The 15033-nt window shown below is 68.8% G+C and carries 12 protein-coding genes; 3 read left to right on the top strand and 9 right to left on the bottom strand.

Annotated elements, in window-relative coordinates:
* The first annotated feature begins 170 nt into the window (after positions 1-170).
* Both EIK80_RS05485 and EIK80_RS05480 read left to right on the top strand, forming a co-directional pair.
* Positions 171-1613 carry a DEAD/DEAH box helicase gene (locus EIK80_RS05485; protein WP_125155979.1) on the top strand — a complete coding sequence of 481 codons (1443 nt, stop codon included), beginning with the start codon at positions 171-173 and terminating at the stop codon, positions 1611-1613.
* Positions 1614-1766: 153 nt separating this feature from the next.
* Positions 1767-4031: a PAS domain-containing protein gene (locus EIK80_RS05480; protein WP_125155978.1), complete on the top strand. Its 2265-nt coding sequence runs from the start codon at positions 1767-1769 to the stop codon at positions 4029-4031.
* Positions 4032-4086: 55 nt separating this feature from the next.
* Here the strand turns inward: EIK80_RS05480 and EIK80_RS05475 are convergent, their stop codons facing one another.
* The 4 genes from EIK80_RS05475 to EIK80_RS05460 all read right to left on the bottom strand — a co-directional run bounded on the left by EIK80_RS05475 (position 4087) and on the right by EIK80_RS05460 (position 8124).
* The gene (locus EIK80_RS05475) at positions 4087-5637 is read right to left on the bottom strand and encodes a hypothetical protein (RefSeq protein ID WP_125155977.1); all 1551 of its coding nucleotides are present in this window, start codon (positions 5635-5637) and stop codon (positions 4087-4089) included.
* Positions 5634-6389: an ABC transporter ATP-binding protein gene (locus tag EIK80_RS05470; RefSeq protein ID WP_125155976.1), complete on the bottom strand. Its 756-nt coding sequence runs from the start codon at positions 6387-6389 to the stop codon at positions 5634-5636. Before EIK80_RS05470 ends, EIK80_RS05475 begins: the two co-directional genes overlap by 4 nt.
* A gap of 64 nt (positions 6390-6453) precedes the next feature.
* Positions 6454-7149 (bottom strand): hypothetical protein, encoded by a 696-nt coding sequence (locus EIK80_RS05465; protein ID WP_125155975.1) that lies wholly within the window; start codon positions 7147-7149, stop codon positions 6454-6456.
* 54 nt (positions 7150-7203) lie between these two features.
* Positions 7204-8124, bottom strand: coding sequence for an AraC family transcriptional regulator (locus EIK80_RS05460; protein WP_125155974.1), 921 nt, complete (start codon positions 8122-8124; stop codon positions 7204-7206).
* A gap of 195 nt (positions 8125-8319) precedes the next feature.
* Between EIK80_RS05460 and EIK80_RS05455 the strand changes: the two genes are divergently transcribed.
* Positions 8320-9363 carry an NAD(P)-dependent alcohol dehydrogenase gene (locus EIK80_RS05455; RefSeq protein WP_125155973.1) on the top strand — a complete coding sequence of 348 codons (1044 nt, stop codon included), beginning with the start codon at positions 8320-8322 and terminating at the stop codon, positions 9361-9363.
* 40 nt (positions 9364-9403) lie between these two features.
* Here the strand turns inward: EIK80_RS05455 and EIK80_RS05450 are convergent, their stop codons facing one another.
* From EIK80_RS05450 to EIK80_RS05430, 5 genes are all read right to left on the bottom strand, one after another.
* The gene (locus tag EIK80_RS05450; RefSeq protein ID WP_370450209.1) at positions 9404-9856 is read right to left on the bottom strand and encodes a hypothetical protein; all 453 of its coding nucleotides are present in this window, start codon (positions 9854-9856) and stop codon (positions 9404-9406) included.
* Between the two features lie 175 nt (positions 9857-10031).
* Complete coding sequence (locus EIK80_RS26325) at positions 10032-11477, bottom strand: putative Ig domain-containing protein (RefSeq protein WP_199743394.1); 1446 nt, start codon at positions 11475-11477, stop codon at positions 10032-10034.
* 204 nt (positions 11478-11681) lie between these two features.
* Complete coding sequence (locus EIK80_RS05440) at positions 11682-12161, bottom strand: hypothetical protein (protein ID WP_125155972.1); 480 nt, start codon at positions 12159-12161, stop codon at positions 11682-11684.
* A 128-nt stretch (positions 12162-12289) separates the two neighbouring features.
* Positions 12290-13795 (bottom strand): bifunctional glutamate N-acetyltransferase/amino-acid acetyltransferase ArgJ, encoded by a 1506-nt coding sequence (argJ, locus tag EIK80_RS05435; RefSeq protein WP_199743393.1) that lies wholly within the window; start codon positions 13793-13795, stop codon positions 12290-12292.
* An 11-nt stretch (positions 13796-13806) separates the two neighbouring features.
* Positions 13807-14748, bottom strand: coding sequence for a peptidyl-prolyl cis-trans isomerase (locus EIK80_RS05430; RefSeq protein ID WP_370450208.1), 942 nt, complete (start codon positions 14746-14748; stop codon positions 13807-13809).
* Positions 14749-15033 lie beyond the last annotated feature (285 nt).

Below are 15033 nucleotides of genomic sequence, written 5' to 3'. Positions count from 1 at the left end.
AGAGATTCTCATTAGATCGCCCGTGCACGCGGGGCGCTCCCCCGACGAAGAGCCTTGAGGGCTCCTAAGTCTAAACCTTGAGCATTTCGCCGCTGGCGAAGGCTCAGGCCGAGGAGCCAGCCGTGCGAGGACGCATGGGCTGTCTTTCGGCGCACGAAAGACTGAATCACTTGACTCAATTCGCTGACCTTGGCCTGGCCAAGCCGCTGCTGAAGGCCCTCGCCGAGAAGGGCTACAAGGAGCCGACCCCGATCCAGGCCCAGGCCATTCCGGTGGTGCTGCAAGGCAAGGACCTGCTGGGCATCGCCCAGACCGGCACCGGCAAGACCGCCGCCTTCGCCCTGCCCATCCTGCAACGCCTGGCCGAGAACCGCATGCCGGCGCCCCGCCGCGGCTTCCGCTGCCTGGTGCTGTCGCCGACCCGCGAACTGGCCACCCAGATCGCCGAGAACTTCAAGGCCTACGCCGTCCATATGGGCCTGTCGGTCCACACCATCTATGGCGGCGTGAAATACGGCCCGCAGATGAAGGCCCTGGCCGGCGGCATCGACGTGCTGGTCGCCACCCCCGGCCGCCTGATGGACCACATGGCCGAGAAGTCGGCCAGCGTCTCGGGCGTCGAGATCTTCGTTCTGGACGAGGCCGACCAGATGCTGGACCTCGGCTTCGTGGTGCCGATCCGCAAGATCGCCGCCCAGATGTCCAAGAACCGCCAGAACCTGTTCTTCTCGGCCACCATGCCGACCGAGATCGGCAAGCTGGCCGGCGAGCTGTTGAAGGATCCGGTGCAGGTCTCGGTGGCCCCGCAGGCCACCACGGTCGAGCGCATCGACCAGCGCGTGCTGTTCATCGAGGCCCAGCGCAAGCGTCCGCTGCTGGCCGAGCTGTTCGCCGACAGCAACTTCAGCCGCACCATCGTCTTCACCCGCACCAAGCGCGGCGCCGACCGGGTCGCCAAATATCTGAACGCGGCGGGCATCGAGGCCGCCTCGATCCACGGCGACAAGACCCAGGGCCAGCGCGAGCGCGCCCTGGCGGCCTTCAAGGCCGGCGAGATGCGGGCCCTGGTGGCGACCGACATCGCCGCGCGCGGCATCGACGTCAACGACGTCAGCCACGTCATCAACTACGAGCTGCCCAACGTGCCGGAGGCCTATGTCCACCGGATCGGCCGCACCGCCCGCAAGGGCAAGGACGGCATCGCCATCAGCTTCTGCGCCGATGACGAACGCAACCTGCTGAAGGACATCCAGAAGGCCACCCGCCAGACGATCCCGTCTTTCGACCGCCGCAACGACAAGCAGCTGGCCGCCGCCGCGGCCGTCGCCGACAAGCTGGTCCCGGCCGAGAAGTACGTCGATCCGCGCAAGGCCGATCCGCGCAACGACGTGCCGTCCGAGCTGCGCCGCAAGCGTCCGCGCAACCGCAACGGCGGCCAAGGCGCCAATGGCGGCGGCGGTCGCAACGAGGGCGGACAGAAGGCCCAGGGCCGCGGTCCCGGCCAAGGCAAGGGTCCGGGCCAGGGCCGCAAGCCTGGCGGTCCCCAGAACGAGTTCCGGGGGCCCAAGCGCCAGGCCGCCCCGGCCGCCAAATCCTGGTCGCCGATCGACTGATCCTCCATTTCGAACAACCAGTTGCGCCCGGAGAACCATTCGCGTTCTCCGGGCGTTTTCGTGCGTGCGTTCACCAAGGCCCCGCTTGAATCCGGGGGGACTATGGGTTCACCTTGTTCAGGGCCGGTCGTCTGATCGGATGGGGGACCACACATGGGCGAGGGCAGGCCACGCGCCGCGCCTGTACTGAGCAGGATCGCCGGCGGCGAAATGGCCGAGCGCGTGCGGGCGTTCGACTGGTCCCAGACGCCCGTCGGCCCGCGCGACGCCTGGTCGCCCAGCCTGCGCCTGGCCGTGGACATGATCCTGGCCACCAACTTCCCGATGGCCCTGCGCTGGGGTCCGGAGCTGGTCCTGATCTACAACGACGCCTATACGCCCGCCCTGCACGAGCGACACCCCGAAGCGCTGGGCGCGCGGCTGGACCAGACCTCGCCCGACTTCCAGGCCTCGATCCGCGCCTTCCACGAGGACATCCTGAACGGAACCAGCGGCGGCTTCGCGTTCGAGAAGCTGCCCCTGAAGGTGACCCGCGGCGGAGCCCAGGAGACCGGCTACTTCACCATCAGCTACAGCCCCGTCCCGGACGCCAGCGCGCCGAACGGCGTCGGCGGGGTGCTGGTCACCGCGGTCGAGGTCTCGCAGTCGGTGGCCGACCAGAAGACCCTGAAGACCACCCAGGAGCGCTACGAGATGGCGCGCGACGCGTCCGGGGTGGTCGGAGCCTGGGAGTGGGACATCAAGGCCAACAAGGTCTATGCCGACGCCCGCTACGCCGAGCTGCACAACGTCTCGCCCGAATTCGCCGCGGCCGGCCTGCCGGTGCAGAGCTATACGCCCGCCGTTCATCCCGACGACCGCGAACGCGTCCGCGACAGCGCCTTGAAAGCGACCCAGGAGGGCGGCGACTTCTCGCACGAGTATCGCCTGGTGCAGGCCGACGGCTCGATCCGCTGGGTCTATACGCGCGGCCGGGCCTATCTGGACGAGGATGGGCAGCCGGCCCGCAACACCGGCGTCGTCGTCGACATCACCGAACGCAAGCAGGTCGAGGCCGAACTGGCGGCGGCGCGCATCGACCTCGACCTCGCCGCCCAGGCCGCCGGCATGGGTCGCTGGGACCACAAGCCCCATATCGGCCAGCGCTTCTGGGACGCCCGCGCCCGCTCGATCTTCGGCCTGTCGCCCGACGAGAAGCCCACGCAGGAGGCCTTCGAGCGCCTGCTGCATCCGGACGATCTGTCCCGAGTGCGCGCGGCCGTGGCCGCCGCCATGGATCCCTCCGGCGACGGCGCGATCAATCTCGAATATCGCATCCGCCGCGGCGGCGACGGCGCCCTGCGCTGGGTCGAGGTCTTCGGCCGGGCCTTCTTCGACGGCGGCCAGTGCGTGCGCTTCGTCGGCGTCGCGTCGGACGTCACCGAGCGCCGGGAAGCGGTCGACCGCCTGCTGCGTCAGGAACAGACCCTGCGCCTGGCCATGGACGCCGCCGATGTCGGCACCTGGCAGCTGGACCTCGACACCGGCGACCTGACCTGGTCGGATCGCTGCTATCAGCTGTTCGGCCTCCAGCCGGGCGAGCCGGTCGACCTCGAGACGGCCTACGCCCTGATCCATCCGGCCGATGAGCCCCAGGTGCGAGAGGCGACGGAGCGGGCTATCGACCCGAATGTCCGCGCGGACTACGCCATCGAGTATCGCGCGATCGGGCGCGACGACCATGTCGAGCGATGGCTGAGCGTCAAGGGCAAGGTGTTCTTCGGCGACGACGGCAAGTCCCGCCGTTTCGTCGGGGCCGTGGTCAATGTCACCGACCGCAAGCGCGCGGAGCTGCACCTGCGCCTGCTGGTCAACGAGCTGAACCACCGGGTGAAGAACAGCCTGGCCACCATCCAGGCCATCGCCACCCAGAGCTTCAACGGCCAGCGCCCGCTGGACCAGGCGCAGGAGGCCTTCTCCAGCCGCATCGTGGCCCTGGCCGAGGCCCACGACCTGCTGACCCGCGAGAACTGGGAGGGGGCCGAACTGCACGACGTCACCGCCCGGGTGGCGGCGTTGCACGGCGGCCCCGGCCGGTTCGACCTCAGTGGGCCATCGATCCGCCTTTCGCCCAAGAGCGCCCTATCGCTGTCGATGGCCCTGCACGAACTGGCCACGAACGCGATGAAGTACGGGGCGCTGTCGACGCCGGTGGGCCGGGTCCATGTCTCATGGGCGCTGGCTCCCGATCCCGGCGCGGCGCGGGTGGACCTGACCTGGACCGAAACAGGCGGCCCGCCTGTCGCCCCGCCCACCGAGCGGGGCTTCGGCTCACGTCTGATCGAGCGCGGCCTGGCGGCGGAACTGTCGGGTTCGGCGGCGATCGACTTTCACCCGGACGGGGTGGTGTGCCGGATCCGAGCCCTCACGGAGGCTTGAGGCTCTAATTCATGGACTTGGAGCGCGCTCGAGCGGTTTAACTTAACCTAACGCGCTAGGCCGACGCCGCGCGCAACGCCGCCGAGATCTGCTCGTCCGTCCTTCGCAGCGCCATCATCAGCGCCCCGGCCACGATCAGCGGCAGAACCGCCCAGACCAGCCAGCCCGCCACCGCCAGCGCCGTGGCCACCCCGATCAGGGCGGCGATGAACAGCTCGGCGAAGGTCGCCAGCACCGAACCGCCGCGCCGGCGCCGGAAGTCGGCGCGCTTGCCGGGCTTCTGATACCAGACGCCGATCAGGCCCGCGGTCCAGGCCGACAGCCCCGCGCCGATCGCGGTCCACAGCCCGGCCAGCGGCGCGTACCAGGCCAGGACGGCGATCGGGATGGCCAGCAGCACGGCCACCGGCAGCAGGGCGGCGGTCAGCTTGGCCTGGCGCAGAACGCCCATCGGGGCCGGGGCGATGGCCAGCAGATCGGGCGTGTCCTCGGCCGAGACGGTGATCCAGACGAGACTCCCGGCCACCTGTCCGGCCAGGAAGGTGACGGCGGCGGCCGGTCCGGCCAGGGCCCAGACCGGCATGTGCGCGGCGCCGCGGGCCAGCACCAGGGCGAGCGGCAGCATGTACAGCACCCGCAGCAGCACCTGGGACAGAAGGGCGGCGTCGCGGCTGATCAGGCGCAGCTCCTTGCGCACCGTGGCCTGGAACGGCCCGGCGGCGAACGGGCGGGTCGGCCCCCTCGCGCCCTTGCGGGTCTCGGCGCCCTGGGTGGCGGCGGCCGCGTCGGCGAAGCGCCGCCCCAGGGTCTGGGCGGCGAACAGGAAGATCCCCGCGCCCAGCGCGACCAGGATCAGCAGCGGGATCGGCTCGCCCAGGGCCGCGCGCAGCGGCAGGTCGGCGAAGGGCGGCGGCTGGATACGGCCCTCGCGCGCGTCCATGGCGATACGGGCGAACAGGCTCTCGCTGGCCTTCTGGCCCATCAGGTTGCGGTACTGGCTGGCCAGGAAGAAGGCCGCGCCGATCAGGGCCGCCATCACCTGGGCCACGGTGCGCGTGCGGCGCGGACCGATCACGGCGAACAGCGCCATGGCCAGCAGCAGGCCAATCCCGGATGCTCCCAGGGCGGCGGCGGCCAGCACCACGAACACGCCCAGCCAGGCCGGATGGCCCAGCACGATCGAGGGCGTCAGCAGCAGCACCGCCGGGACCATGAACCAGAGCCCGGCATTGACCGCCAGGCCCAGGGCCCGGACGAACAGCACCTTGCGCGGGGCCAGCGGCGAGGAGAACAGCAGATCGAGATCGCCGCGCTCATAGAGGGCGTCCGCCGAGGCCGCCAGGGTGCTGGACAGCATCAGGGTCAGGATCACCGCCAGCGCCAGGTCGACGATGACCACCGCCAGCGGAACCACCGGAACCTGCTGGCCGCGCAGGGCCAGGCCCATGGCCACGCCGCCGAACACGATCAGGCCGCCCAGGATCACGAAGGCGATCAGCGCCCCGGGTCCCCGCCCCTTGCGCCCCGCCAGAAAGCCGCGCCAGGCCAGGCGCAGCTCGTGGGCCAGCAGCCACGCCGTGCTGGCCGGCTTGAACGGCAGGCTCACGCGACGACGCCTTGAGGGACGGCCTCTGAGGTCAACTGCAGGAACACGTCCTCCAGCGTCCGGCCGCTGGCCTCGCCGGCCTTGCCGCGCAGCTCGTCCAGCGTGCCCTCGGCCAGCAGGCGGCCGCCGGCGATGATGCCGATGCGGTCGGCCATGCGTTCGGCGACTTCGAGAATGTGGGTGGTCAGGATCACCGTGGCGCCGGCGTCGACGCGCGCCCGCAGCATGTCCTTGACCAGGCGCGCGGCGGCCGCGTCCAGGCCGGTCAGCGGTTCGTCCAGGATCAGCAGCTTCGGATCGTGGATCAGCGCCCCGGCCAGGGCGACCTTCTGCTTCATGCCGCGCGAGAAGCCCTCGCACCGCCGCCGCGCCTCGCTGGTCAGGCCCAGGGTTTCGAGCAGGTTCTCGGCCCTGGCCTTGGCCGCGCGCGGCTCGATGTTCCAGAGGCCGGCGACGAACTCCAGATATTCAAGCGGGCTGAGCTTGTCGTAGATCATCGCCTCGTCGGGGGCCCAGGCCAGCAGGGCCTTGGCTGCGGCCGGATCCTTGCGGGCGTCGACCCCGAAGATCGCCACGTCGCCGCTGTCGGGCTGGGTCAGGCCCGCCACCATCCGCAAGGTGGTGGTCTTGCCGGCCCCGTTGGGACCCAGCAGCGCATAGAGCTCGCCAGCGTGGACCGTCAGGTCGAGGTCGGACACGGCGGGCTTGGCGAACGTCTTGTTCAAGCCGCGAACGATCAAGGCTTCCGTCAAAACCCGCCCCCAAAATCACACGCGGGCATGTGAGCGCGAAGTCGGGCCGGAAGCAAGGCGGCGACTAGAACCTACTCATAGCCTCGGTTCGACGGCGCGCCAGCAAGGCCAGAATCATGTTCCCCTCCCGCTGCAACGCGTCCAGCCGCTGCAGATGCTGCGAGAAGGTTTGCAAATCTAGCTCGGAGCTGAAGGCGTACTGGCCGCCTTGAATGTCCCACTCGGCCGTCCCTAGCAGACGTGAGCACTGCTCTATCGTGTCGAACGTCTCCAGCGAGATGGCGCTCAGCCGCGCCCGCTTGGGTCGCAGCTCGGCCACCGTCCTCTCGAAGACTGCGCGATAGTGCGCCTTGAGCTTGGGGGACATCCCGCTCCTGGCCACCCCGTCGAGGCCCTCGGCATCGTGCTGGGCGCGCAGGCGCTCACCGCGCTGGACCAGCGCTCGGCCCTGGTCCAGGCGCGCGCGCGTTAGGGCGCCGTCCCTGTCGCGCTTGCGGAAAGCGGGCGTCAGCAGCTCCGAGAGATTCAGCGCGAGCATCTCGCGCCCGACAGCCGCTTCCTCCGCCATGATCCTCATGACGAGCGGCTTGCTTTGCTCGGCGTAGAGCTGGGCCTGGCGTTTCTCGGCCGGCGTCAGGGCCGTGTAGTATGCATCGTTGAGCGTTTCCTGGATCTCATAGGGGATAGGGACCTGCCGCGCGACGCCGAGTGTCGGCCAAGCCAGCGCGCAGAGCGCCAGCGCCTTGATCATCGACCGCATGAAGCCCCCTCCATCCCGACCTAAGGTTGAGGTATCGACGGTCCGCGTCAAGCCCTACTCCGCCGCGATCGGCGCGCGCAGGGCCTCGACGTCACGCGCCGGCGGCAGGCCGTAGAGACGGCGGTATTCGCGGCTGAACTGCGAGGGGCTCTGGTAGCCGACCGAGAAGCCGGCCGCGCCGACGTCCAGGCCCTCGACCAGCATCAGGCGGCGAGCCTCGTAGAGCCGCAGCTGCTTCTGGTACTGCATCGGCGTCATGTTGGTGACGGCCTTGAAGTGATGGTGCAACGAGCTCTCGCTCATGCCCACGTGCTCGGCCAGGAGTTCGATCCGCAAGGTCTCGGCGAAATGCTCGCGCAGCCAGGCGACGGCGCGGGCGACCCGCTGGCCCTGGCCCTCGGCCATGGCGATGTGCATCAGGCGCGCCCCCTGCGGACCGCTCAGCAGGCGGTAGAGGATCTCCTGCTCGATCAGCGGGGCCATAGCCGCCACGTCCCCCGGACGCTCCAGCAGCCTCAGCAGCCGCAGGGTGGCGTCCAGCAGCTCCGGCGAGGCGGGGTTCACCGCCACGCCGCGCACGCCGCTGGGGGTGGCCGAGGCCTGCTCGGGCAGGCGGCCGATCAGCTCGGCCAGGCGGGCCGGATTGATCGCCACGCCGACGCACAGGTGCGGCTCGGCGTCGCTGGCCTGGAGGATCCGCGCGGTGGCGGGCAGGTCCAGAGCCACCAGCAGGCAGTCGCCGACGCCGTAGTGCAGGTCCTGGTCGCCGACGGTCAGGCACTTGCGCCCGCCGGCCACTAGCCAGAACGACGGCCGCTGGTCGACGTGCAGCCGGCCGCTGGGGGAGCAGCGACGCGTCAGATAGAGGCCGTCGATCGCCGATTCCGGGCCGTCGTCCTTGGCGTAACGGGCGACCAGGCTGGCGATCTCGGCATAGACGGCCGCGCTGTCGGGGGCGTTGTCGGACGCGCTCAAGGGCTTGGTTTCCTGGGGTTTCGGACCATCGAACCTCTACGCCGCCGCGCGCGAGGCGAAAACCGCTCTCACAGCATTTTGCGGGATCGTGCATGAGCTTTGCAGGATCGGCATAACGCCGCCGTCCCGGCGCGTGGCAAACCTCCCGTCGTTCGATCCTCCCCGATCGGTCCCCAAACTCAAGGACACATTCCTATGGCCACCGCTAAAGGCTATGCGGCGCCCGCCGCCGGCGCGCCCCTGGCGCCGTTCAGCTTCGAACGTCGCGCGCCCAACGCCGACGACGTCGTCATCTCGATCAAGTACTGCGGCGTCTGCCACTCCGACATCCACATGGTCGACAACGGCTGGGGCCAGAGCGTCTATCCGATCGTACCCGGCCACGAGGTCGCCGGCGTGGTCACCGCCGTCGGCGCCAATGTCACGCGGTTCAAGGAAGGCGACCATGTCGGCGTCGGCTGCTTCGTCGACAGCTGCGTCACCTGCAAGGAGGCCCGCGACCTGGACCGCGAGCAGTACCAGCCGGGCCTCGTCCTGACCTACAGCGCCTTCGAGCCGGGGTCGGACACCCCGACCTATGGCGGCTATTCCGACCACATGGTGGTCAAGGAAGACTACGTCCTGTCGATCCCGGAGAACCTGCCGCTGGACGCCGCCGCCCCGCTGCTGTGCGCCGGGATCACGCTCTATTCGCCCCTGCGCCACTGGAACGCCGGTCCCGGCAAGAAGGTCGCGATCCTGGGCATGGGCGGCCTTGGCCACATGGGCGTCAAGCTGGCCCACGCCATGGGCGCCGAAGTCACGGTGCTGAGCCAGACCCTGTCCAAGCAGGCCGACGGCCTGAGGATGGGCGCGTCGCACTACTACGCGACCAACGATCCCAAGACCTTCGAGACCCTGGCCGGGACCTTCGACCTGCTGATCTGCACGGTCTCGGCCGGCATCGACTGGGGGGCGTACCTGAACCTCCTGAAGGTCGACGGCGCCATGGTGCTGGTCGGCGCGCCGGAAGAGCCCGTGCCGCTGAACGCCTTCGCCCTGATCCCCGGCCGCCGCACCCTGGCCGGCTCGATGATCGGCTCGATCAAGGAAACCCAGGAGATGCTCGACTTCTGCGGCGAAAAGAACATCGTCGCCGACATCGAGGTCATCGCGATCGACCAGATCAACGAGGCCTACAAGCGCATGGCCAGGAGCGACGTGCGCTACCGCTTCGTGATCGACATGAGCACGCTGTAGCCGAAGGTCCCCTTCTCCCGCCAAGGGAGAAGGGGAATTCCTAGAACCGCGTCTTGCAGCCCTGCCTCAGGTGCACGCCGCGCAGGAAGCCGCGCCGGGCGAGGCCCGCGTCGACCACCGCGTTCATGTGGCGGTCGGCCGGAGCCGCGCCGGTCATTTCGCGGACCAGGCCGCGGAACGGGATGATGCTGTTGATGATCGTCTTGCCGCCGGCCTCGGCCAGCTTGCCGGCGCGGTTCTCGGTATATTCGTTGCCCACCGAATAGTCGGGACCCAGCACCGCGTTCAGCTGGGTGATCTCGCCGGCGATCGCCTTGCAGGTCTTCAGGCCCTGCAGGCTGTAGGGATTGTCGAACGCCTTCTCCAGGATCGGCGGAATCTCGCGCTTGGACATGCCGACGTCACGGGCCGGCTGCGACCCGATGTCCACGGCCTTCTTCTTGGCCTCGCCCCAACGGCCGCCCGGCTCGTCCGGCGTCGTGGGCGGCTTCATCTGGGCGTGGGCCGGCCCCTGGACAGCGACCGTCAAGGCCAGCGCCGCCAACAGAGCCCCCCGATAAGTCTTGCGCGTCATCCCAAAGCCCTCCGCCTACATACTGAACGCCGATCAGGAACGGGAAGCGCCAAGGCCGGTTCCCGTTCCCGGACGGCTGTCCGGCCGTCGCGGATCAGCCGTAAGCATACTCCGGCTTGCCGTAGGTTCCGACTAGATTGACGCCGAAATTCGCGCCGTCGGAAAGATCGAACAGGAAGTTGTCGTTCGACCGGGCCATCATGCCGACGTCCTCGGTGGCCGCGGCCGCCAACAGGAAGCCGACCATGGCCGCCTTGGTGCCGATCCCGTCCGGGCCATCCCCGCCATAATAGGCCAGATAGTCGACGCGCGTGTCGATCAGGGCGTGCGCCTTGGCGTCGGTGGGTTCGCGACCGAAGATGGTCTCATAGGCCTCCTTGGTGGCCTCCAGCAGGGTCAGATTTCCATAGGCCTGCTTGAACGACTCCTTGGCCTCGCCGTTCTTGCCCAGGTTCACCGCGAAGTTGATGTAGCGGTTCACGATGTCGAACGTGGCGTAATAGTCGCTGTTCAGGTTGGTCGTGTTGGGTCCCGTCGGCGAGATCAGGAAGTCGTAGCCGGCCTGGGTCGGGATCTTCCCAGTGAAGAACTGGTAGTTCAGCGTGGCGACCGAGGTGGTCGAAGCCGCCACCGCGCTCAACACGCCGATGGCGTTGTTCACCGTCAACTTGCCATCGACCACCGCGGTCACCAGGCCGTTGAAGGCCTCGTGATCCGCCGCCGGGGCATAGCGCATGATATGGGTGAAGGCCGTGGTCAGCACCGTCTTCGGCGAGGTGTCGACCGGCGCGCCGGCGGGCGTCGTCACCTTCAGCGGCGCGCCGACATTGTTCAGCTCCTGCTCGTCCTTGGCGAAGATCAGCAGCTCCAGATCCGCCGTCCCCGCGGGAGCGACGCCCGAGAACACGCCGGTCGCGCTGTCCAGCTTCATCCACGACGGCAGGTCCGAACCGTCCTTCAGGGTGGCGTAGTAGGTCAGCGTTCCGCCCTCGGGATCGCTGAAGCTGGTCGCCGGCAAGGTATAGCTGAAGGCCTCGCCCTCCTTCCACTCCAGGGCGTTCGGAACGTCCCGGGCGATGGGCGCGTACGTCTTTGTCGTCGACGTGCGGGAAAAGACGTCCAGCAGGACGAGCGAAGCGTCGCCATAACCCTGGCGCCAACCGGTCTCGACGTAATAGACGCCGCTGTAGGTCGCGAGCACGCCGTAGGCGGCGTCGGCCTTGTAGGCGGCGCCGGCGTAGACGAAACTGTTCGGGTCGTTGCCCTCGTCGTTCACGCCGATAACGTTCCCGAACTGGTCGTAGATCGTCATCTCCTTGGGATCGGAGAACGAGGCCGAGATGAAGTCGTACCGCACGCCCGCCGTGAGCGTGACCTTGTAGAGCGTGCGAGTCCCTATCGCGTCGGTCGTGGCCAGCTCGGCTACTTTGTCGACGCCGGCCGGCATGTTCGAATAGGCTCGGAAGAATATCTCGGTCGCGCTGCTCTTCGCCGCGGCCGAGAGCTTCGGCTGCGTCGTATCGGTCGTATAAGGAAGCACCTAAATCCCCCGCAAATCAGACTTACCTGAGCGTGCAAGCCTTTCGGGGACACAACCATGCTATTTTTGGCTTGGCAATACGGCGGAAACCAACCTCGCGAACAACGCGCGCGGAATCGCTAGATCCGTCGAGAAGCCGACAATAATCAACGGGTTGGAAGCCGGATCGCGGATCATCCACGGCCTGGCGCGCGAAGAATCGCCTCAGTTCGGCGGCGTCGCCGCTTCCAGGTCGAAGGCGGCGTCGAAGGCGTCGTCGTTGGGCACGGCCCCTTCGAGCGCGCTCTCGAACAGGTCCTCCAGCGCGTCCCAGATGAAGGTCAGCTGTTCCAGCACGGCCGGGACCTTGGCCGGATCGAAGCCCGGATAGAGGTCCTCGACCAGCCACAGGCCGGTCTCGGCGTCGTAGCCGAAGCGGCAGCCGATCAGCCGGAACTGGGCCTTGGCCACCGTCTCGAACAGGGCCGTCAGGTCGCGGGCGTCCGCCAGGTCCTCGGGATCCAGGACGAGGCAGCGCGCCTGCAGCCAGCCATGGTCGGGCAGCAGGTAGAACGCGCCCTCCTCCTCGCCGCCGGACACCTCGAGGCCGCGATCGATCGCCTCGACCACATAGCCGGCCTCGCGGCAGGCCTTGGTCAGGTCGGCCAGCAGGGCGGCTTCCTGGTCGGGAGTGAGGTCGGTCATGGGAGGAGGCTCCTTACGCGATTGGCGTCGGGATTTCACGATAGCAGAAAAGCGCCGACCGCTTGTCGCCCCGACCCTCCGCTTCGCTGCGGCCGGGATGACAAGGGTCTGGAATTTGGGCGTGAGCCCTAGCTCCGGTAATCGCCGTTGATCGCGACGTATTGCTTGGTCAGGTCGCAGGTCCAGACCGTGGACGAGCCCTTGCCGACGCCGACGTCGACGCTGACCTCGAATTCCTGGTTCTTGACGTAGGCGCTCATCTTGGCCTCGTCGTATTCGGCCGACACCAGGCCGTCGCGAGCGGCGTAGAGGTCGCCGAACTTGACGCTGATCTTCTCGCGGGCGACCGGCTCGTCGGCGCGGCCGACGGCCATGACGATGCGGCCCCAGTTGGCGTCCTCGCCGGCGAAGGCGGTCTTGACCAGCGGGCTCTCGGCGATGGTGCGGGCGATCTTGCGGGCGCTGGCCGGGCTCTCGGCGCCGTTGACGGTGATCTTGACGAACTTGGTGGCGCCCTCGCCGTCCTTGACCAGCTGCAGGGCCAGATCCAGCAGCACGCCTTCCAGCTTCTCGCGGAAGTCGGCCAGGCGCTTGTCGCCCGGACGGCTGATCTTGGGCGCGCCCGACTGGCCGGTGGCGAACAGCAGCAGGGTGTCGTTGGTCGAGCGGTCGCCGTCCACCGTCACGCAGTTGAAGGTCGTGCGGGTATAGAGGCTGACCAGGGTCTGCAGCGCCGCCGGCGCGATGGCCGCGTCGGTGGCCACGAAGGCCAGCATGGTGGCCATGTCGGGCGCGATCATGCCCGAGCCCTTGGCGATGCCGGCGATCTTCACTTCCACGCCGTCGATCAGCGCCGTGGCGTAGGCGCCTTTCGGGAAGGTGTCGGTGGTCATGATCGCCCGGCCGGCCTCGGCCCAGGCGTCGGCCTTCAGGCGGGCTTCGACCTCCGGCAGGCGGGCGGTGATCTTGCTGTCGTCGAGGATGACGCCGATGACGCCGGTCGAGGCCATCATCACGTCGCGCTGGCGGCAGTCCAGGCGCTTGCCGACGGCCGTGGCCACGCGGCGCACCGCGTCGGCGCCGGGACGGCCGGTGAAGCTGTTGGCGCAGCCGGCGTTGACCACCAGGGCGCGGACGTCCGCGCCGCCCGTGGCGGCCAGCTGGCGCTTGCACCAGTCGACCGGGGCCGAGCCGACGCCGTGGCGCGTGAACACCCCCGCCGCCGAGGTGCCCTCGGCGAAGCGCATCAGAAGCAGGTCCTCGCGCTCGTGCTTGTAGAAGCCGGCGCGGCCGGTGGCGATCTCGACGCCGGGGATCGGCGGGATGACCGGGAACGGCACGGCCAGGGGCGAGATCGCCAGGCCGGGCTTGCCCGCGCCCCCGGAGACGGGCTTGGCGGGCGCGGTCTTGGCGGGGACCGGGGCGGTCGGGCTGGCGAGATCCTCGCCGGCCGACTTCTGGGCGCGGCGCAGGCCGGCGCGCTTCAGGGCCGAGGTCAGCGGATCGACCAGGGCGCGCTCGATCGCAGCGCCGGCGGCGGCCACCGGATTGGCCGAACCCGACGCGGCCTCGGGGGCCTTCGCGGCGGTGGTCTTGCCCGAAGTCTTGCCGGCCTTCTGAGGGGTCTTGGTCATGTGGGCCGCTCTTACTTCTTGGCGGGTTGGACAGGTTGGGCGGGCGGCGGGGCCGAGGCCGGGGCCCCGCCCTGCAGCTCCGCCGGCGCCGAGGCCGGCTCCTGGGCGCCGGTCGCGCCGGAGACGTCCTGGGGCTTGCCGATCAGCATCTCGACCTTGGCCGAGCCGCGCAGCTTCTCGAGAATGTCGCGCACCTGGTCATAGGTCAGGAAGCGCACGATCTGCGGACGGGCGGCCTCCAGCGTGATCGGCTCCTCGGTGCGCTTGTCCTCGACCTTGACGATGACCCAGCCGCCCTCGGCCGCGAACGGACCGACCAGCGCGCCCTTCTGGGCGTCCTTCAGGGCCACGCCATAGGGCTCGGGCATCACGTCCAGGGTGAAGTAGCCCAGGTCGCCGCCGTTGAAACGGGTCGCCTGGTCGGTGGAGCGCTCCATGGCCAAGGCGTCGAACGAAGCGCCGGAGGCCAGCAGCTTCTTGATGCTGTCGGCTTCGGCCTGGCTGCCGACGATGATCTGGCGGGCGCGGATCTCTTCCGAGCGTTTCGAAAGCTTCTGCTGCTCGGCGTAGAGCTTGCGGATGGCGTCCTCGGTGACGGCCTTTTCCACCACGCCCTCGACCAGCATGTCGCCCAGGATTCGCTCGCGGGCGGCGGCCAGGCGGCGCTGGGCCACCGGATCCTTGTCGATCTTGCGCTTGGAGGCCTCGGCGGCCAGCAGCTTCTGGTCGATCACCTCGTCGAGGCGCTGGCGGAAGACCTCGCTGGAGATGTCCAGCGGCTCGCCCTCGCTGATCAGTCCCTGGGCCACGGCCTCGCGCTTGACGTCGGACGCCCAGATCACCTGGCCGTTGACGCGCGCCACCGCGGTGTCGCCAGGCTCCGGCGGCTTGTCGGCGACCTTGTTCTGGCCGCAGGCGGCCAGCAGCAAGGCGCAGGCGATGGCGCTGATCATACCGACGCGGCGTAGAGTGCTGTTCAAGGCCAAGATCTCCGGCTTTGCTGAAGCCGCTCTAGCGCGGTTTTTCGCCAAGAGGAAACGGCTTCGGCGTGGAAAGCGTTCGAGCCCCCGAAAACCGAGGCGGGACGGCCACTAAGGGGCCCGGAAGCCTTACTTGCGACAGGGTCTTCGCGTTGACACCAAGATGACCGGTGCTTAAGTCTCCGGCCGCACCGGAATAGCGGATTTTATCCGTTGCTCCAGCGCGACTTCATCTTCCGTAGTCGAGGCCGCACAGCC

Source organism: Caulobacter sp. 602-1 (assembly GCF_003931565.1).
Taxonomy (GTDB): domain Bacteria; phylum Pseudomonadota; class Alphaproteobacteria; order Caulobacterales; family Caulobacteraceae; genus Caulobacter.
This window is presented reverse-complemented; position numbering and strand designations above follow the sequence as displayed.

Excerpts from the sequence above, each read along its gene's own strand:
- EIK80_RS05450 (WP_370450209.1), bottom strand. The coding sequence starts at position 9,856 with ATGAAGCCGCCCACGACGCCGGACGAGCCGGGCGGCCGTTGGGGCGAG.
- EIK80_RS05430 (WP_370450208.1), bottom strand. The coding sequence starts at position 14,748 with ATGATCAGCGCCATCGCCTGCGCCTTGCTGCTGGCCGCCTGCGGCCAG.
- argJ (WP_199743393.1), bottom strand. The coding sequence starts at position 13,795 with ATGACCAAGACCCCTCAGAAGGCCGGCAAGACTTCGGGCAAGACCACC.
- EIK80_RS05480 (WP_125155978.1), top strand. The coding sequence starts at position 1,767 with ATGGGCGAGGGCAGGCCACGCGCCGCGCCTGTACTGAGCAGGATCGCC.
- EIK80_RS05440 (WP_125155972.1), bottom strand. The coding sequence starts at position 12,161 with ATGACCGACCTCACTCCCGACCAGGAAGCCGCCCTGCTGGCCGACCTG.
- EIK80_RS05455 (WP_125155973.1), top strand. The coding sequence starts at position 8,320 with ATGGCCACCGCTAAAGGCTATGCGGCGCCCGCCGCCGGCGCGCCCCTG.
- EIK80_RS05465 (WP_125155975.1), bottom strand. The coding sequence starts at position 7,149 with ATGCGGTCGATGATCAAGGCGCTGGCGCTCTGCGCGCTGGCTTGGCCG.